At 43.9% G+C, this 19,641-nt stretch carries 16 protein-coding genes; 10 read left to right on the top strand and 6 right to left on the bottom strand.

Translation table 11 applies throughout. The features are described from left to right. Nucleotides 1-150: 150 nt before the first annotated feature. The 3 genes from AC0YN7_RS10820 (at nt 151) to AC0YN7_RS10810 (ending at nt 3,544) form a co-directional block, all read left to right on the top strand. The gene (locus AC0YN7_RS10820) at nt 151-1,356 is read left to right on the top strand and encodes an MFS transporter (RefSeq protein WP_475809994.1); all 1,206 of its coding nucleotides are present in this window, start codon (nt 151-153) and stop codon (nt 1,354-1,356) included. Nucleotides 1,357-1,423: 67 nt separating this feature from the next. Next, nucleotides 1,424-2,269 carry an aldo/keto reductase gene (locus tag AC0YN7_RS10815; RefSeq protein WP_475809993.1) on the top strand — a complete coding sequence of 282 codons (846 nt, stop codon included), beginning with the start codon at nt 1,424-1,426 and terminating at the stop codon, nt 2,267-2,269. A gap of 213 nt (nt 2,270-2,482) precedes the next feature. Further along, nucleotides 2,483-3,544: an endonuclease/exonuclease/phosphatase family protein gene (locus AC0YN7_RS10810; RefSeq protein WP_475809992.1), complete on the top strand. Its 1,062-nt coding sequence runs from the start codon at nt 2,483-2,485 to the stop codon at nt 3,542-3,544. Here the strand turns inward: AC0YN7_RS10810 and AC0YN7_RS10805 are convergent. Next, on the bottom strand, nt 3,536-4,342 hold the full coding sequence (locus tag AC0YN7_RS10805; protein ID WP_475809991.1) for a helix-turn-helix domain-containing protein: 807 nt from the start codon (nt 4,340-4,342) through the stop codon (nt 3,536-3,538). The genes AC0YN7_RS10810 and AC0YN7_RS10805 overlap by 9 nt on opposite strands. Nucleotides 4,343-4,507: 165 nt before the next feature. On the opposite strand from AC0YN7_RS10805, the gene AC0YN7_RS10800 reads away from it, so the two are divergent. Then, a complete protein-coding gene (locus AC0YN7_RS10800) occupies nt 4,508-5,665 on the top strand; it encodes an MFS transporter (RefSeq protein ID WP_475810128.1) in 1,158 nt (385 codons plus the stop codon). A gap of 151 nt (nt 5,666-5,816) precedes the next feature. Here the strand turns inward: AC0YN7_RS10800 and AC0YN7_RS10795 are convergent, their stop codons facing one another. Continuing rightward, nucleotides 5,817-6,707, bottom strand: coding sequence for a LysR substrate-binding domain-containing protein (locus AC0YN7_RS10795; RefSeq protein ID WP_475809990.1), 891 nt, complete (start codon nt 6,705-6,707; stop codon nt 5,817-5,819). Between the two features lie 38 nt (nt 6,708-6,745). Then, nucleotides 6,746-7,753, bottom strand: a complete 1,008-nt coding sequence (locus AC0YN7_RS10790) for a YeiH family protein (RefSeq protein WP_475809989.1) — start codon at nt 7,751-7,753, stop codon at nt 6,746-6,748. 317 nt (nt 7,754-8,070) lie between these two features. Here AC0YN7_RS10790 and AC0YN7_RS10785 point away from each other — a divergent pair, with 317 nt between their 5' ends. After that, nucleotides 8,071-9,642 carry a glutamate synthase-related protein gene (locus tag AC0YN7_RS10785; protein WP_475809988.1) on the top strand — a complete coding sequence of 524 codons (1,572 nt, stop codon included), beginning with the start codon at nt 8,071-8,073 and terminating at the stop codon, nt 9,640-9,642. A gap of 276 nt (nt 9,643-9,918) precedes the next feature. Here the strand turns inward: AC0YN7_RS10785 and AC0YN7_RS10780 are convergent, their stop codons facing one another. Continuing rightward, entirely contained in the window at nt 9,919-12,936 is a 3,018-nt protein-coding gene (locus tag AC0YN7_RS10780) for an alpha-mannosidase (RefSeq protein WP_475809987.1), read from the bottom strand. Nucleotides 12,937-13,055: 119 nt separating this feature from the next. Between AC0YN7_RS10780 and AC0YN7_RS10775 the strand changes: the two genes are divergently transcribed. Both AC0YN7_RS10775 and AC0YN7_RS10770 read left to right on the top strand, forming a co-directional pair. Beyond that, nucleotides 13,056-13,391, top strand: a complete 336-nt coding sequence (locus AC0YN7_RS10775) for a hypothetical protein (RefSeq protein WP_475809986.1) — start codon at nt 13,056-13,058, stop codon at nt 13,389-13,391. A 315-nt stretch (nt 13,392-13,706) separates the two neighbouring features. Next, complete coding sequence (locus AC0YN7_RS10770; RefSeq protein WP_475809985.1) at nt 13,707-14,885, top strand: GntR family transcriptional regulator; 1,179 nt, start codon at nt 13,707-13,709, stop codon at nt 14,883-14,885. 177 nt (nt 14,886-15,062) lie between these two features. On the opposite strand, the gene AC0YN7_RS10765 is transcribed toward AC0YN7_RS10770, so the two are convergent. Beyond that, on the bottom strand, nt 15,063-16,412 hold the full coding sequence (locus tag AC0YN7_RS10765; RefSeq protein WP_475809984.1) for an aminotransferase-like domain-containing protein: 1,350 nt from the start codon (nt 16,410-16,412) through the stop codon (nt 15,063-15,065). Between the two features lie 109 nt (nt 16,413-16,521). Here AC0YN7_RS10765 and AC0YN7_RS10760 point away from each other — a divergent pair, with 109 nt between their 5' ends. Continuing rightward, complete coding sequence (locus AC0YN7_RS10760; protein WP_475809983.1) at nt 16,522-17,439, top strand: DMT family transporter; 918 nt, start codon at nt 16,522-16,524, stop codon at nt 17,437-17,439. 116 nt (nt 17,440-17,555) lie between these two features. Here AC0YN7_RS10760 and AC0YN7_RS10755 read toward each other — a convergent pair whose 3' ends face one another. Beyond that, entirely contained in the window at nt 17,556-18,143 is a 588-nt protein-coding gene (locus tag AC0YN7_RS10755) for an NAD(P)H-dependent oxidoreductase (protein WP_475809982.1), read from the bottom strand. Between the two features lie 119 nt (nt 18,144-18,262). On the opposite strand from AC0YN7_RS10755, the gene AC0YN7_RS10750 reads away from it, so the two are divergent. Together AC0YN7_RS10750 and AC0YN7_RS10745 are read left to right on the top strand one after the other, a co-directional pair. Then, nucleotides 18,263-18,706 carry a MarR family winged helix-turn-helix transcriptional regulator gene (locus tag AC0YN7_RS10750; RefSeq protein WP_475809981.1) on the top strand — a complete coding sequence of 148 codons (444 nt, stop codon included), beginning with the start codon at nt 18,263-18,265 and terminating at the stop codon, nt 18,704-18,706. A 30-nt stretch (nt 18,707-18,736) separates the two neighbouring features. Beyond that, nucleotides 18,737-19,486: a class I SAM-dependent methyltransferase gene (locus tag AC0YN7_RS10745; protein ID WP_475809980.1), complete on the top strand. Its 750-nt coding sequence runs from the start codon at nt 18,737-18,739 to the stop codon at nt 19,484-19,486. Nucleotides 19,487-19,641 lie beyond the last annotated feature (155 nt).

Here is a 19,641-nt window from a genome sequence, read left to right as displayed (position 1 = left end):
ACTTTTTATAGGCACTTTTTAGTGCGTATATAACTATTTAGTATCTATATCACAACAAAGTACGTACTGTTTATTTTTATACAGTTAATTCATAATAGCATTTACCGGCCGGCTGCACCAACACTATACGATAGGATAGGAGTCGAACAAATGTCACAGAATAAGAAGAGAAGCACGTTAGCACTCCTAGCGCTAGCAATAAGTGCTTTTGCAATCGGGACAACAGAGTTCATCAGTGTAGGGTTGCTTCCCCTTATTTCTGAGGACTTAAATATATCTGTTACAACATCGGCATTAACCGTTACTTTATATGCTTTAGGAGTAACCTTTGGAGCGCCCATATTAACGTCCGTAACTTCTACTGTTCCGCGTAAAACATTATTATTTTTGATTATGATTGTATTTATTGTGGGCAACAGCCTTGCCGCAACGGCAAACGGGGTAGTCATTCTGCTGGCGGCTCGCGTTATCTCGGCACTGGCACACGGTGTATTTATGTCGATTGGCTCGACCATCGCGGCTGATCTTGTACCCGAAAATCGTAGAGCCAGCGCTATCGCTATTATGTTCTCTGGACTTACAGTGGCCACCGTTACAGGAGTACCGCTGGGTACTATGATAGGCCAACAATGGGGCTGGCGTGCAGCTTTTATCGGAATCGTTGTAATCGGTATTGTAGCCTTCATAGCCAACATGATACTAATTCCTTCTAATTTGCGCCAAGGAACCAAAACGCCGATTCGCGATCAAATAAAACTTGTTACTAATGGACGTTTGCTGCTTGCATTCACTATTACGGCTATAGGTTACGGAGGCACCTTTGTCGTCTTTACTTATTTATCCCCGTTGCTTCACGATATAACCGGGTTTAAGGAAAAGACGGTTGCACTTATTCTCCTTGTATACGGAATTGCCATAGCCATCGGCAATGTAATTGGAGGTAAAGCGGCTAACCGCAAGCCTATATCTGCTCTTTTCTATATGTTTATATTACAAGCCATTGTACTCCTTATCTTAACATTTACCATCCCGTTCAAAACGGCAGGTTTAATAACGATTTTCTTTATGGGGTTGTTAGCCTTTATGAACGTGCCCGGCTTGCAAGTGTATGTAGTTATGCTCGCAGAGCGTTATGCGCCGAAAGCGGTAGATGTAGCCTCTGCTGTAAATATTGCCGCATTTAACGCAGGCATTGCGATTGGGGCATACCTCGGTGGTGTAGTTACCGATTCGATGGGGCTCATTCATACAGCGTGGGTGGGATCATTGATGGTGCTCGGGGCTGTATTCTTAACCGGGTGGGCACGTGCCTTGGAAAGAAAAGACGAAGCAAGGCTCAAGAGCAATCCTTCGTAATAATGAGCTTTAAACGGCATGATACTTTCAAAAAACGATTCTCAATAAAATTTCAGGAGGCTTTTTTATGACAGCAAAAAACTTACAAGATACAACAACATTACACAATGGTATTCAAATGCCTTGGTTTGGACTCGGCGTATTTAAAGTAGAAGAAGGAGCTGAGTTAGTCAGTGCTGTAAAATCAGCTATTAAGCATGGTTATCGCAGCATTGATACTGCAGCAATTTATGACAATGAAACGGGTGTTGGACAAGGAATTCATGAGGCGCTTCTTGAGAACAATATCCCAAGGGAGCAGCTATTTGTTACTTCAAAGGTATGGAATGCCGATCTGGGATACGATGCTGCACTGGCAGCCTACGAGACAAGCTTGAATAAATTAGGCCTGGATTATCTTGATTTGTATCTTATTCATTGGCCAGTAGAAGGTAAGTTCAAAGAGGCGTGGAGAGCTTTGGAAACTCTATATAAAGAAGGCCGAGTAAAGGCAATTGGGGTAAGTAACTTCCACGTTCATCATATGGAAGAACTACTGAAGGAAGCTGTCATTAAACCAATGGTGAACCAAGTGGAGCTCCATCCACAATTAACTCAAAATGAATTGATCGAATACTGCAAGAAACAGGGCATTCAGATCGAGGCATGGTCTCCATTAATGCAAGGCCAACTGTTAGATCATCCTGTCTTAAAAGAAATTGCAGATCAGCATCGTAAATCTATTGCCCAAGTTATTTTGCGTTGGGACTTGCAGCGTGGGATTGTTACAATACCGAAGTCTACTAAAGAACATCGCATCATAGAAAATGCGGCCATATTTGATTTTGAGCTATCCAATGAAGATGTGGCTCGGATCGATGGTTTGAATCAAAATCTTCGAGTGGGTCCAGACCCGGACAACTTCGACTTCTAATAACCTAACAAAAACGGGCGCCATTTCTTTCAACTATGAAAGGGATGGTGCCTCTTTTTTGCCGTACCACATCGTCCTCGCTCAATCGATGTAATAGGATAGTCCCCTCTAAACATATGCTTCAATATATTGCTTTTCTATGTTTAACTTATAATACCGCGCCAATAGACTGCTTTACACCGGTACGATCACCAATTGAAAAGGAGTTCTCGAATGATGATAACAATAGGAAAAATAATAGGCTTTATTTTACTTGTCGCTGTACTGGTTGTCGGCGGATTTTTACTGTATATTTCAGCAACCGATTATAAGCCGGCAGAAGTTACCCCGCTTACTGTTGAAGAAAACAAGGAGCTCGTTTTGAAACAAGCAGAGCCTTTCTCCGTTACGACATTTAATATTGGCTACGCTGGGCTGGATAAACAGCAGGATTTCTTCATGGATGGGGGAACGATGTCGCGTTCAAGCAGTGAAAATCAGACGAAGGCTAACCTAGATGCCATCACGTCTTTTATGACTGATACGAACTCGGACATCTATATTTTGCAGGAAGTAGATTTAAAATCGTCACGAAGCTTTAAAATTAACCAGGTCGATTATATTTCTGAGCGATTATCCAATTACAGTCATACCTTTGCCATCAATTACAAAGTACCTTGGGTTCCGGTTCCGGTTTTTGATCCCATGGGCTCCGTTCGCAGCGGATTGCTAACCTTAACTACATTTCAGAGTATTCAGGCGCAAAGATTCGACCTGCCAGGCAAAGAAAGCTGGCCGCGGCAGCAGCTTGATCTGGACAGGGCTTTCCTTGAAACCCGAATACCCGTTGATAACGGCAAAGAGCTTGTTCTCGTTAATCTTCACTTGTCTGCCTTCGATAAGGGCGGCAGCATCCGCAAGCAGCAGTTGCAGTATTTGTCCGACTATATTCAGAAAGAGAATAATAAGAGCAACTACATCATTATAGGCGGCGACTGGAACCATTCCTTACCTGGCACTGATCCGGGCGTTTTTCCAACTACACAAGCTTATCCAGAATGGCTGCAGCCATTTCCTGATCAATTTACGCCTGAAGGCTTCCAATGGGCCGTAGACAAGGATGCCGCTTCTGTTCGCACAGTCGATGTCGCGTTTACACAAGGAGTCAACTTTCAAGCTGTCATTGACGGCTTCTTAATTTCTCCTAACATTAAATTGAACGCCGTACAAGGCAATAAGCTGGCCTATGAGCACAGTGACCATAACCCGGTTACAGCTCAGTTCGTACTAGAGTAAGGAGTTTCGGAACTGCTCAGGTGTGGTGCCGACTGCTTTCACAAACGCTCTGTAAAATTGACTAACGCTTGAAAAACCGAGACTAAAGCTGATGTCTGTAACGGACATCCCTGTTCTTTGCAGCTTCAGCTTAGCCTCTTCCATCCGCAGCCGAAGCACGTATTGATACGGAGTCACACCGATTGCTGCTTTAAAGGAGCGGATAAAGTGGTATCGGCTTTGCAGCGCAATAGAAGCAAGCGTCTCGATTTCTATTCCATTTGTATAATGAGCATGGATATAATCCAGTACCTTGCCCATAAAGAGGTCTGTGCCGAGCACGCTGGTTCGAGTATCAGAATTACTATTGTTTTTGTGATTTCCGGACAATGCCCCATATAAATAATGAAGCACCTGCGACTCCAGCTCTTCTTGCGCTAAACGGTCCGCAGGGTCATATGTCAACAGAACACTCATCCATTTGCGGAACTTTTCATTAAGAAAAGTGGGATCGAATTGCTGACGCAGAGCAAATTCAATCTCTTCGTGTTTAGTGAGCTCCTTCAGGCTGTTCTGGCTTACCTTAAAAACAAGTACGCTGGACTCCGCCCCGATCTCGAAAAAATGATGGTCCTGAGGGTGCTGTACTACCGCATTCCCATCCACCAAACTATAATTTTTATTCTCCTGCGTTAGTTGGCATGAGCCATGCATCGGAATGGTAATTTGAAAATCATGCTCATGGAAATGCGGGAGATTAATAAACTCCCCGTCTATTCGCCAGACTTCTAGCTTTGGCGTTGAGATTTGAACGATCATATGCTTTCACCCGTTTTCATTATAGCAAAACTTGCGCTTAATCAAAGCAATAATCACGAAGACAATTCATAGCAGCTTCTATTAGTATTGGAAGAAAAAGAAAAGGTGATATTTTTGTCTCAGTCCGTTACAGCAGCCGGAACACCCAAACAAGCCGCTAACGTGATGCTGCTTGGGGTCAGTGTTGCGCATTTACTAAATGACGCGATGCAGACCGTTGTTCCTGCCGTGTTCCCGATCTTCCAGAAATCGTTGCAGCTCAGCTTCGCCCAAATCGGTTGGATTGCATTTACGCTCAATATAACTGCATCGGTACTCCAGCCGCTCATCGGAATCTATACAGATCGCAGACCAATGCCGATTTTATTGCCACTCGGCATGCTATTCAGTCTGCTAGGCATGGTTGGTCTTGCCTTCGCCCCTAACTTAATGATGCTGATCCTATCTGCTGCCTTTGTCGGTGTCGGCTCCTCCGTCCTGCATCCCGAGTCTTCTCGCGTAGCGCATCTTGCAGCCGGTAAAGGCAAAGGGTTGGCACAATCCATCTTTCAAGTCGGTGGGAATACCGGTCAAGCACTCGCACCGCTAATGGTCGCGTTTATTCTTACACCACTTGGACAGCTTGGGTTCCTATGGTTCACACTGCTAGCTGTCGCTGGCTTCATCATTCAATGGTATGTAAGCAGATGGTATGCCGATCAGAACCGTTTGTTGAAAAAGCAGGAGCGTCGCAATGTTACAGTCGAACGTACATTGTCCAAAGGTTTTGTCTTCTTCGTAATAAGCACCTTACTTGTTTTGCTATTTTCCAAATTTGTTTATTTGGCAAGTATGACCGGGTATTACTCATTTTATTTCATGGAGCGTTATGGGCTGCCGCTGGAGAAAGCTCAAATATCACTATTTGCTCTACAATTCGCGGGAATGGTCGGCACTATGCTCGGAGGCCCGTTAGCTGACCGTTTTGGCAGAAAGAAGATCATTTGGTTCTCGATTCTCGGAACCGCACCGTTCTCCATTTTGCTGCCTTATGCTAGTCCAGTTGGATCCATCTTGTTATGCTTAGCGGTCGGAGTCATTCTGATGTCGGGCTTCTCCGTCATTCTTGTGTATGCACAGGAGATGCTTCCGGGCAAAGTAGGAACGATTGCAGGTTTGTTTTTCGGATTTTCCTTCGGTATGGCAGGACTTGGATCAGTTGTGATTGGTTGGTTGATAGACCAGACCGGCGTTGCCTCTGTGATTCAAATTTGTGCCTATCTGCCTCTGCTCGGTTTATTCGCATTTCTGCTTCCTAAAGATGCCAAGTTAATGGGTCATTAAAAATGAATGGTCATCCATTCTGTCTGACTCCTATCAAAAAAAGAGGTTATTACATGACCATGAGCCATGTAATAACCTCTTTTTCGTTCCATTCATCACAATACATCCCGTCTTGATGGGTTCATAGAAAATCAAACACTTCCTACTGGAATTACATCTTGAATTGCCGCAGTCTTTGAATGAACATTCTCACCGCCATCGTGTCAGAAGAAGACTTAGGGTCCAGCAAAATGGAAAAATAGCGGGCAAAACGCTGCCCTTTAACGGAAATGCTGCATAGTTCACCGGACTCTAGCTCCGTTCGTATAACCCACCGGGAGAGCAGGGCCAGACCTAATCCGGCAACCACCGCTTCTTTCACTCCCTGATTGCTGTTAAAGATGAAGGAGCGTTTGATGCAGAGGCCTAGTTCCCCGATAAATTGATCACTAAATGCCCGTGTACCGGAGCCATTTTCTCTGAATACCCAAACCTGGTCTTGCAGTACACCTGGTTCAATCATCTTTTGCAAGCTTAACGGATGATTGCGAGGAGCGACCAAAACCATTTCATCCTCCATAAACGGGGGAGTAATCAAAATATCCCGATATTCGACATTGCCTTCCACTAGACCGATATCGAGCTCGTTGGCACGAACGGCCTGAGCAATTTCATCTGTATTGGCTATCTTTGCCTGAATGTCAACATGCGGGTATTGAAGGACAAATTCAGCTAGCAGATGAGGCAGTATATATTCGCCAATCGTAAAGCTCGCCCCGATTTTTAACGACCCTGTAACCTCATCCCGTAAAAGGTGAATTTCCTCCTTGGCTGCTTCGTACGTGGATAGAATCTGCTTTGCCCGTTTGTACAGGATATCGCCCGCCTCAGTCGTCTTCACGTGATGGGGAGAACGGTGCATAAGTTTGACCCCAAATTCATTTTCCAAATTTCGGATATGCTGGCTGACACTCGGCTGCGAGAGGTTAAGAAGTTCTGCGGCTCGTGAAAAATTGCTCTGTTCCACAACAGTTACATAAACCTTTAGTGTTTCTACGATCATTTCTTGTTCCTTTCTTGTTCTTCGCGTCTGCTGCTATCTCATATCCTTCCAGTAACCCATAGTATGATTAGGCTAACCGCAGTTACAACAAACCAAACGATAAGTCCCAAAATAATAGGCTTGATGCCGGCCTTCATCATTTTGCGGAAATCTGCACTCAGGCCAATTGCAGACAACGCCATGACGATCATAAACTTGGCCAGGATGTCCAGAACATGCAGCGCTTGTTCACCAAACAACCCTAATGTATTTAATAAGGAAGCGGCAAGAAACCATACAATAAACCAAGGAAATATTTTTGTAAAGCTATAATGGACGGTTTGCTCCGCCGTTGTCGCCCGTTTTTTACGCACTCCCATTAAGGCAGCCAGCAGAAGCGAAATCGGAATGATCATCGTAGTCCGGGTCAGCTTTACAATGGTAGCGTAGTCTCCGGCTTCATTACTATATAAGTAACCAGCGGCCACTACTGATGAGGTATCATTGATTGCAGTTCCGGCTAACAAACCAAAGGCGTTGTCTGACATGCCAAGCCAATGGCCAAGCGGGGGGAACAGAAGAACCGCAACAATGTTGAACAAAAATATGGTCGAAATAGCGTAGGCAATCTCGATTTCTTCGGCCTCGATAATCGGCGAAACCGCCGCAATTGCGGAACCGCCGCAGATGCCTGTTCCAGCCCCGATCAATATTTTTAGTCTTTCCGGAATGTTCATCATCCGTCCGAACCCGTAAGCCGCGAGGAAAGAGGCAGCTAAACTGACCATCATCAGTGAAAAAGATTCCGAGCCCGTCTGCCATACCTGCGTCAGGCTTAACCCGCAGCCAAGGGCAATAATGGACCACTGCAGCACTTTTTTGGAACAAAACTGGATGCCCGCTTGCGTACTTTTCGGCTTGCCTACCGTATTGTTGATCATAACGCCCAGTACGATACCAAATACAGGACCGCCGATTATGGGCATTAACGAACCGAGCCAGGTGGAAAATAGGGCGAGTACAAAAACGAATAATAATCCTGGTCCGGATCTTTGAAACCATTTCATAAATAATCTCCTATCGCGTAATAATTCACCGGTGTTCCTTCATAGTAAGGAGAATAACTGGAAAAGGCCAATACGGATCCTCTATGGTGAAGATAGGTAAAAGTAATGATAGACAGTGGGAAAACAAAAGGAAAAGATCGATGATCTATTGAGCAATATCGGCAATAATTCCGATAGGGTTTCAGATGATACTAATTGGTTGGTCCGAGTACGTGAGAGCTATTTGACGCTGTATTTCTATCGACTAACTGAATTAAAATTGTTAATTGGTAGTATAATAATCTTTGTATGATTTTCATTACGGGAGGTTCAATACAGTGGTACAAATTGTCCTGCTCGTTATACTGCTTGTTATCGTTATACTGCCGCCCATCATTTTTTTCGTTTATATGTATGCCTTATCCAAAAAACCAAAGCATTCCATCATTCGCTCACACCCGTTTCTTGGCTGGGTACGTTATTTACTTGAAAAGTTGGGGCCTGAGTTCCGTCAATATTGGTTTGACAGTGATACGGAAGGGAAGCCATTCTCGCGGGCCGACTTTGTCGGTCTCGTGTATGCGGCGAAATACCGGACGGATCTTATCTCCTTCGGTGGCAAGCGCGATTATGAAAAGCCCGGCTACTATTTATCCAATGCCATGTTCACGAAATTGACAAGCGAGCTAAGGGTGGATAACAAAGTCCTCGTACAAGGAAAGAAATATGTCATTACCAACGAAGGGCTGTTTACAAGGAAGGAAAAATTCGTGGAAGAACAGGTCAAACCTTGGCTTCTGCATGACGATGATATTATTATGGTCGGCGAAAACCGCGAACACCCGTGGCGACTCAAAGGCATGTTCGGCGCCTCAGCTACTTCCTACGGAGCAGTAGGTGAGCATTATATTCAGTCCACGGGAAGCGGCGCATTCATGGCGGGCGGTTCTTGGATCAATACAGGTGAAGGCGGAGTTGCAGATGTGCATCTTGCCACAGGCGTCGATATCGTCTCGCAAATCGGACCAGGCTTGTTCGGCTTCCGTGATGACACTGGCCGCTTCTCCATTGAAGTATTCAAGCAAAAAGCTACCATCCCGAACATTAAGGCGTTCGAATTGAAGTTTCATCAGGGTGCCAAAATACGTGGCGGGCACCTCGAAGGATCCAAGGTCACCGAAAAAGTCGCAGCAGCTCGTTTAGTGCCTATCGGGAAAACGGTGAATTCGCCAAACCGGTTCGAATTTCTAACCAATCCGGAGGAAGCGCTTCGATTCATAAGCACCTTGCAAGAAGAAGGCGGCAAACCCGTGGGCATCAAAATCGTTGTCGGCGATCCGCAGCGGCTCGAGCCGTTTTTTCAGACGATGCTTGAGCTAGAAATCTTCCCGGATTTTATTACCGTAGACGGTTCCGAGGGAGGTTCTGGAGCTACGTTCAAAGCAATGGCAGATGGCATGGGATTGCCGCTCTTTAACGCTTTGCTCATCCTTGACGACATCGCAAGAAAATTCGGCGTGCGCGAGCGTTTCAAAATATTCGCTTCCGGCAAACTCATTACGCCTGACAAAGTGGCAATCGCCCTGGCGCTTGGCGCGGACTGCGTCAACTCTGCACGCGGCTTTATGATGGCCAACGGCTGCATCATGGCTCTGCAATGTCATACGGGCAAGTGCCCAACAGGGATTACGACTACGGATTCTAAGTATCAAGAGGCACTGGCACCCGAAGAGAAACAGTGGCGCGTGATGAACTATATTCTTCAGATGAGGGAAGGCTTGTTTTCGCTGGCTGCCGCCTGCGGCTTAGAGAGTCCCCGTGAATTAAGGCGAGAGGATGTGGTGTTTACGAACGAAAGCGGACAAAGCTTCCGAATCGTGGATTTGTTTCCTTATCCGGTATCGATGTAAGTATACGGTTCTTGGCAATATCAATTACCAGGAAAAGCTGTCGATCCTTATATGGTAAACTCGCTCGAATTCGGATCAGAATGGCAACATCTGAAAATGAAGTCGTTCGCCGCCGGTCTAATCGGTTCGGTCCTGCTCTCGGGTTTAATGAATGGAGCTCCTACCACTTCATGAGAAATAAAACAGCGGCCAGGGAGAGCCCCTGACCGCTACGTTTTTAGGTATTAAGGTTAAGTTGTTAATCTTCCTTGGTGCAGCTTCCGTTTATTAAAAGGACTAACAGATAACTTTCACCGTTTTGATCTCAAACGCCGTAAACGTGAGTGGGATTGGCTCACCCTGTTCCACCGTAATATCTTGAATGGATTCCTCCATTAAATTAGTCTCTTCGATCCGTTTATACGGAATTCCAAGCTGTAGTCCTGCTCTGGTTTTCCCGCCTAACGCTTCATACAAGCGGATAATCCAGCCACTGCCATCTTCCGCCTGCTTAACCGCTTCAATCATAATACCCGGATGATCTATTTCCATGAATGAACGATAATCCTCCGTAGATTCCGTGGATGCAGATTTCTCCACAGCATAAGCCTGCAACGGAACGTTATATTCGTAACCCGCTTTATACACTTGTGCCTTCAAGAAGTCATTTTCATGCGGCATAATTGCATAGGAGAATTCATGAGTGCCGCGATCTGCTTCAGGATCAGGATACTTGGGACTGCGCAGCAGGTTAATATCAAGCTCACTGCCACAAGCGCGGAAACCATATTTGGAGTCATTCAACAGCGCTACCCCATATTGTGACTCCGATAAATCAATCCAGTGATGCGCGCAAATTTCATCACGCACATGATCCCAGGACGTATTTCGATGTGTCGGACGTTTTAAGTAACCGAACTGAATTTCACAATTTACCTCATCGGTCACCAAATCAAGTGGGAATGCGGCTCTCAGCATTGTTTCTTCCTCATACCAATCTACCTTTGTTCGGAACTCCACTCGGCGGCTGCCTTCAGCAAGTACAACTTGTTGTACTAGCTTCGATGCACCGAACACATAAGTTTGTTCCACAATGGATTCCGGCCCATTTACATAGGCACGAGCTTCCTGAAGCACCAACTGTACGGACGGTCTCTCACGATAATCAACAGGGAAATCCCAAGCATCCCCGCCCTTATCATCAAAAAGCACCAGCTTATTCGCTGCAGCGCCAGCTGAAATAAGCTCACGTTCAGCCACCTTATCATATATCGAAGAAATGGTTCCATCAGCTTGAAATTGAACACGCAGCACTTCGTTTTCCAGAGCTTGCTCCGTTGCAGCAGCATAAGCAGCTGTCTCCACTTTCTCTAGCTGTTCATTGATTACAGCATAGCCCATCGATGGAACGGTAACATTGCGCCATTTCCCTTCAACTAAAACCCATTCCTTACGCTCCCAAGGCAGCGAGTTAAATACAACTGCGTCAGCACCGTCTTGGCTTGTACCCAATTGATTTGCAAGCTTAGCATAACGCTCACGCGTCAACTCTTTGGTGCGGTCAATCAATACTTCATAACGTGCTACAGATTCATCATATACACGTTTAATAGAGGAGCCCGGTAAAATATCATGGAATTGATATAACAGAACTTCCTTCCAAATCTCATCCAGCTCCGTTCTAGGGTAAGAAACACCACAATGGATTTCAGCGAGCACAGCTGCGAATTCCAGCTCGCGAAGCGCTTTTTCCATTAGGCGATTGTACTTTTTGTTTTTCCCTTGTGTCGTTAACGTCCCTTGATGCTTCTCGAGATAAAGCTCTCCGCGCCAAGTTTTGTACATTTCGTTCCGCTCGTTCAATTTATCAAGGAAATCAATCGACGGCTCTTGAACGACTGGAGGTAAACCAAGCAGATTTTTCTCACGAGCGATACGCTCCAAATGCTCTTCCCCTGGACCGCCTCCGCCGTCACCAATTCCAAACAACATAAGCGCTCGATCCGATACGGATGAATCATAATATTCTTGCTCAATTTTAACGAGAGAACGTGGAGCACCTGCTGAATTATACGTATCCTCCGGAGGCAAGTGCGTTAACACTTGGCTGCCATCAATCCCTTCCCACATAAACGTATGATGCGGGTAATCATTGACCGTATTCCATGACAGCTTCTGTGTCACCATATAATCGATTCCTGATTTTTTCAAGATTTGTGGCAAGGCTGCTGTATATCCAAAAATATCAGGTACCCACAGCATGCGAACACGTTTGCCAAACTCCTGCTCATAAAACTGTTGTCCATATAACACTTGGCGCACAAGCGCTTCGCCGCCTGATACATTGGAGTCAGGCTCTACCCACATCGCACCTTGCAGCTCCCAGCGTCCTTCAGCAATCCGCAGTTTAATTTTGTCATATAGCTTCGGATAATGCTCTTTCATCCATAGATAGAGCTGGGGCTGGCTAGCTCCGAATATGTAATCCGGATACAGCTCCATATTTTTCAATACGGTTGAAAAAGTACGAGCACCTTTACGAATCGTTTCCCGAATCGGCCACAACCAAGCCAAATCCATATGAGCGTGTCCGATCGCACTAATGGTCAAGGTTGGGTCGCCACCGCGTTTTGCCAATTCTGGCGCTAATCGCTCACGCGCTTGAATCGCATTCTTTTCATCTAAGACATTCATCTGTAAGGACACATCATACAAAGCTTGCATGATTTGAGCTCTCCGTGAAGAATTGGCTGGCAAATGCAAGGCAAGCTCTAGCAAAACCTCATAGTCGTAGTACAACTGACGCATTTCTTCATTACAAATCGCAATATCTGCTTCTTTTAACGTACCGCTGCGGTACATTCCGAATAAATCGTTACAGCCTGCATCTGCCCACAGATCAATGCTCTCGTTGCCGATTGCAGCTGCTGCTATGTTCACAACACGCTTTCCTGGCAAACCATGCACTCTGTCAAATTCGGAATTAATATTCGTAAGCCCTTGCTCCGGCGTTCCTTCCGAATCCACTAAGCATAGCTCTCCATTTATATCTATAAGCAAGACTACTTTTGAGCCTACTGCTTCAGCGGGTACTTTCCCTTCAAAATGAAACCAAGCACAACCCCATAGATCTCCCCATTTATCACCTGGCTTAATCTCTTTCAGATGAGCACCCGATAATCGCTCTTCATATCTAACAGGCTCTTCCGTCACATAAGCTTCAACAGCTAAAGACGCCACCTTCGTGTAAATCTTAGATTCAATCTTCCGTTTGAAATCCGCTAAGCGGTCTGGTTGAATTGCTGTATAGGGCATTATTAATCCTCCTCAGAGTATTATACATATTAAGTATATATCAAATATATCATTTATTCATTTTTATTGTAAATAAGAAATTGTAAATCGGCTCAATCTCAAAATCATTGCTTCAACACATGAATTGCTATGCAGATAGTGTCGCTGACAGTGACGCTGATGTTGATGTTGTTGGTGTTGGTGTTGGTGTTGGTGTTGGTGTTGGTGTTGGTGTTGGTGTTGGTGTTGGTGTTGGTGTTGGTGTTGGTGTTGGTGTTGGTGTTGGTGTCGGTGACAGTGTTGGTGTTGGTGTTGGTGTCGCTGACAGTGTCGATGTCAGTGTTGGTGTTGGTGTCGCTGACAGTGTCGATGTCAGTGTCGGTGTTGGTGTCGGTGACAGTGTTGGTGCAGCGTCTCCATTTCCACCCTTTTACTCCATCGCACGTAAGCGGATAGATGGGCTGATGGACTATTAGATTGGATATTGTACATTCAAACCGCTTATTTTCTATGTTTCAATGTGTTTGAATGGAAAACATACAATCAAACGGGTAGCTAGAGGCTCTTTATCTGCATAACAGGTTATTAGCCTGTATGAAATACAGCCTGGAACAAATACAACGTTTTTGGAGTGAAGTTGATTGTATAAAATACAGTCAAATACGACAACAGAAGAGAAGAGTTTGTTATATTTATCCTCAAATCCACTTCGAGCGATCAAAGATTGATGAATATGCTATATTTGATATATAATACATATAAGTATTTTCATACGAACGGAGGGCAGACTGATGCAGAACGATCGACAACCACTATATATGCAAATCAAAGATCACTTCAAACAACTAATTTCCTCGGGCACCTTATCGGTTGATGATAGGCTTCCTGCCGAGAAGGATTTAATAACGCAGTTTAACGTCAGTCGTATAACGGTAGCTAATGCACTTGCCCAGCTGGCCAAAGAAGGCTGGATCTATCGCATTCCCGGACGAGGCAGCTTCGTCAATAAAGAAGCTCTTCAGCTCATTCAAAAACAAAATAAAGTGTCAGCATACGACGACAATAGTAAAGCTCATTTGGCTGTCTCCAAATCTCGTCGTAAAATGATTGGCTTCCTCATCCCAAATATTACGGACTTCTTCGCGATTCGCTTACTGCAAGGGATACAACAAGTATTAAATGGTACAGATTACTATCTTGCCATCCAATTCACACATAATAACAAGCAACTGGAAAAAGAGGCTTTATTAGATTTCATTCAAAAAGGGGCCGTAGGACTTATTATCTTCCCCGTTGACGCTGAGAATTATAATGAAGAAATTTTAGCTTTAAAATTAAAGCACTTCCCATTCGTACTGGTTGATCGTTACTTTCCCGGGGTAGAAACAGATTATGTTTCCTCCGACGGTGCTTTAGGTGTAAAGCTAGCCGTCGATCATTTGTGGGGTCTAGGACATCGCAAGATTGCTATCTGTTCAGACTCTCCGATGCCAACCTTGACTGTTGAAGATCGGCTCTCCGGTTATATGGAATCGATGAAACAAAAAGGTGTACTTATCGATCCTGCACTCATGCTAACCGAGTTCGATGTAAACTATAGCAGCATTGAAGAGGAACAACCTTTATACCGCTACATCAAGAATGGAATGGCTACTGCATTTATCACACTCAACACTAGACTAGGGCTGCATATTGCTTCCATTGCCAAAAAATTGAAACTTCGAGTTCCAGAGGATCTATCTATAATTACCTTCGATGATCCCTCTCCGGGTTATGATGAATTAGGCACCTTCACTTTCGTCTCACAGGGTGAAGAAGATATGGGCAAGAAAGCGGCGAAAATTCTATTAGATTCACTCCATAATCCAACGGCTTCACAGCACTCCTATCAGAAAATCATTCTTAAACCGGAACTTGTCATCAGACACTCAACAGGCCCTATCCTAAGTGAAGTAAACACTCCTAATTAATTAATGGGCACCTTACTAGCAGTATTCCGCAATATCATATCGCCTCTTATCTTGGGGTTACACCAGTCGCTTTAAGCCGAATTCGTAGAAAATTAAACTAGGTCAATGAAAATCTCCCCTTCCTGCTCTGCATTGAGTAAAGGAAAGGGGAGATTTTTTTGGAGCTTTAAGGGCATATCACGATATGCTGGCTTTAATAGCTTCAGCCAGCTTTTCCATTCCTGCCGCGATCTGTTCTACAGAGATATGGGATACGTTCAGCTTAATTATTTTTTTTCGGGGAAATGCTGTTAGATAATGTTGATCGGCCGTTTCAATTACCACGTTTCTTTTCTTAGCTTGTAATATGAGCTGGTTCATATTTACCAGTTTGTCCAGCACAATATGGGTATGCATACACTTTGTCGGTTGGGTGAGAGAGACAACACCTGACAGCACTCCCCCCATATACTGTTGCAATGCATCATTCAAAGCTTGAGAGCGCTTGATATAAGGCGTTTGGATTTTATAGGAGTGATGATCGAACATACCGCTTTTTATATATATTTCTAGTGCAGCCTGTGAAATCATGGAGCTATCAATATCAATATATTTCTTAAATTGATGGAACGCTTGTGAAAGCGCCAGTGGAACAACCGCAATGCCTATTCGCAGACCAGGGAACATAATTTTAGAATAGCTTTTCAAATAGATGACCCGTTCATGCCTGTCATAGGCATAGAGCGGGTCTGTTTTGGTATTCTGGTCAAAATCCGCCAAGTAATCATCCTCAACGATATAAACATCATATTTCTCCGCAAGCTTCAGTATCTCTATCTTGTCCTCTTTCGAATAAGACGTTCCGAGTGGATTGTGAAAGCGAGGCATCGTATAGAAAAACTTAATGTCCTCCTGCTGAAAAATTTGCTCCAGCCTGTTCAAGTCGATGCCTTGTGCCGTTCGCTCAATACCAATTGCCGGGCGATCATATTGATTGATGTATTCGATAAGGAGATGATAACCGGGCTGCTCAACCAGGATTTTCTCTTTCCCATTGGGAAAAGGAATCGACTGTAATATAAACAGCGCCTGTTGTACACCGGAGGTAACGATAATATGTTCTTCCTTCGCAAATACTTGATCATTCTCCAGCTGTCGTTGAACGACTTTAACCAGAGAGGGCAAGCCTTTTGACGTACCATAAATAAACAGATCTTGCTGATAGGCATCAATGGCTTTACGAATACAGTGTTGAAAGTCCGCATACGGGAATTCATTCCAATCAGGAGCGGCATTCGCAAAATCATACACGCCCTCCAGTTCAGATATTGGCTTGAATGATTTCTTAAGCACATAGTGGCCGCTGCGTGAGACAGAGTAAATCAGTTGCCTTTTCTCGAGCTCTTGAAGTGCTTGAATCACTGTACTCTTATTGCATTGATACTGCACAGATAAAGCTCGTATAGATGGAAGTTTCTCACCTTCCTTGTATGCTCCGGTTTTGATCGCTTGCTCCAAATCATGCGATATTCCAATGAATTTATACATGTCACTCACCCTCTTGTACCGGTACAGTTGTTGTTTATTCAGATTGTATCATTTTGCATCGACGTTTACGATAACGATACAGTCAAACGACAACACTGGAGGTTTTACGATGTCAACATTACAAAAAGGGTATACCGCGGCGCTGCTATATTCCATCATCATTGGGTTTTCATTCCTATTTGTTAAAATAGCTCTAACCGCTGCCAGTCCAATCGACACTTTAGCTCATCGGTTCACGCTTTCTTTACTCGTTGCCTCAATCCCGCTTGTGATGAAAAAAATCAAATTTTCAATAAAGTGGAAGGACTTAGTTGCCATCCTGCCGCTTGCGCTCCTTTATCCGACAAGCTTTTTTGCCTTTCAAGCTTTCGGACTCACTTTTTCTTCTTCGTCGGAGGCAGGGATCATTCAATCCAGTATTCCCGTGTTCACGATAGTATTAGCTTCGTTTCTGTTAGGCGAGACTTCAACGCTGCAACAAAAGCTGGCTACCTTATTATCAACAGCCGGAGTTGTTTATATTTTTGCAATGAAAGGCTTTAATCTGTCCAGTTCAAGCTTTCAAGGCTCCATTCTGATACTTCTCTCGGCTCTCGCGGCCGCCAGCTATAATGTGCTTGCCAGAAAACTGACTACGAAGTATTCCTTGTATGACCTCACCTATGTCATGCTTCTAATTGGATTTATTGCGTTTAATTCAACTGCGCTCATCCAGCATCAAGCGGCAAATACTTTAACCGATTATTTTCAACCCTTTACCAGCTCTAGCTTTTTGCTATCGATTATTTATTTAGGGGTTCTCTCGTCACTTGGTACAGCCTTGCTGTCCAATTATGCTTTATCCGTCATGAAGGCCTCGCAAATGAGCGTATTCAGCAACTTAGCCACTTTAATGACTATAGCTGCCGGGGTGTTATTTTTGAATGAACAGCTTCGTTATTATCATATCATTGGTGCCATTATGATTATCGGAGGCGTTATTGGCACCCATATTCATTTCAAGAAGCCACTCGAAGGCGACAACTAGTAGTATAGTGGCTCCGCTGCATAGAATGCCTTAGTTTTGTTGTACCGCATAGAAACAGGCAATCATTTGATTGCCTGTTTCTGTTTAGGTTTTATATTTACATTTTATACTGCTCTTTAATGAGCTAACATTTTGAAATAACGATATATTTTATTTAGTTTCTCTTCATGTTTTCCCTTTGGGCTTTCCATATTTCCAAATTCAAAAAACTTCACTTTTTTCATACCCACATATTGAAATAGCGCCTTCCTCATTAATACCTTATGTGCATTATTCAACCACAGCAGAGGATAATGAGTAGGCCCCTTCATCGTTGAAATACAGACAACCGACCTCCCCTTCAGAAGCCCCTCTGGCAGCAACCCGCCCTTATTTTTGTAGGCAAAGTCTGAAGAAAACATTTGGTCTATATACCCCATGAGCATAGCCGGAGGCCGTCCCCACCAGATCGGATACACGAGAACTATTTTATTTGCCCATAAAATTTGCTCCCGGTACTTTTCAAGCTGCGGATCGGAGTGCATATCCCTTCTGCGTTTATTCTCATTGAAAACAAGGACCGGATTAAAGCCCTCCTCATACAAATCCAGCACCTTTATTTCTGTGATATTAGGGTTTTCATTACTGCCTTCGATGACTTTTTGCAAAAAAGCATAGCTTAAACTCTTATGATTAGGATGTGTATAAATAACTAGTGTTTTCATCGCGACACCTCTTTACTTATCATTTGATAAGTAAATCGTAGCACATTACCATTTTAGTTGTCAAATGATAATTGTTTTATGATAATTATTTTGCTATCGTGTTAGTAGAGGTGATTCCCATGGACAAAAAAGCTTTTTTCCAGAAATTTGTGACCTTTACTACAGCTGTTCATGAAATGACGCATGAAATGACGAAGGATGTTAAACCCGATAACATTACTCCCGTTCAATATAGTATTGTTGAATATTTAGCCGTCAGTCCGCCTGTTACCCTCAGCCAAATTAGTGATTGTCAGCATATGTCCATGCCTAACACAAGTCGCGAACTAAAAAAGCTGATCGAAAAAAATCTATGTGAAAAATATACCGATTCCGAGGACCGACGAAAGCAATATTTCCGGTTAACCAGTGAAGGGGAAGCCATGATGAACAAAGCCTTCACCCTCATAGAGTCCCGCTTCCTGCAGCATTTAAAGGATACCTCTGAAGAGGATCTGGAAGAGATCCACCGTGCGCTGGATGTGCTTCACTCCAAAGTATTTTATTCCAAGAAACCATTGTAGAACGTTTCAGGTAAAGGAGATATATAGCTGATGAAACAAAACAAATATGATGATTCAACTTTCTTTTCTGCATATAAACAAATGACACGTTCAATCAAAGGACTGGAAGGCGCGGGAGAATGGCATGTATTCCAATCATTGCTGCCAAAGCTGCGAAATAAAAATGTGCTTGATTTGGGGTGCGGTTTCGGATGGCATTGCCGTTTTTCTCGTGAGCAGCAAGCAAGTTCAGTGGTAGGTGTAGATATTTCTGAAAATATGCTTCAAAAGGCTCGTGAACTAACAGATGACCCTGCCATTTCATATATTCAAATGCCGATTGAGGACATCGAATTTCCAAATTCACAATTTGATGTGGTTATCAGCTCCCTGGCTTTCCACTATCTCGAATCAGTTGAAGTCATCTTCAAAAAGATACATGATTGTCTAAAGCCCGGAGGTTCTCTCATCTTTTCAGTTGAACATCCTATATTCACTTCACGAAATGAACAAGATTGGTATCTTGATGATCAAGGAAACCGCCTGCATTGGCCAGTAGATCATTATCAATCAGAGGGATTACGAAAAACATCATTTTTAGCAGATAACGTAATCAAATACCATCGTACAATCTCAACCTACATGAATGACTTAATTGATGCTGGGTTTGCAATTAAAGCCGTGAAGGAACCGATTCCTTCAGATGAAATGCTGAAGAGTGATTCCATGATGCAAGATGAGAATAGAAGACCTATGTTCTTAATTATTTCAGCGGAAAGAACAGATATGGAGACCTGCTAGGCGCTCATGGCAATCTTCATCAAAAATGGTGCTGTGCCTAGGCGGAGGTGGGCCATCAAAGCGTGGATTTCTCATTTTTTGAATAAAAAGACGACCATTATTCCAACAATTGAAATAATGATCGTCTTTTTATTCAGCCTTTTTTGTTGCCTTAG

The organism is Paenibacillus sp. J31R122, assembly GCF_056269185.1.
Note: the sequence above shows the minus strand (reverse complement) of the source record. Positions and strands in the feature narration are given on the sequence as shown.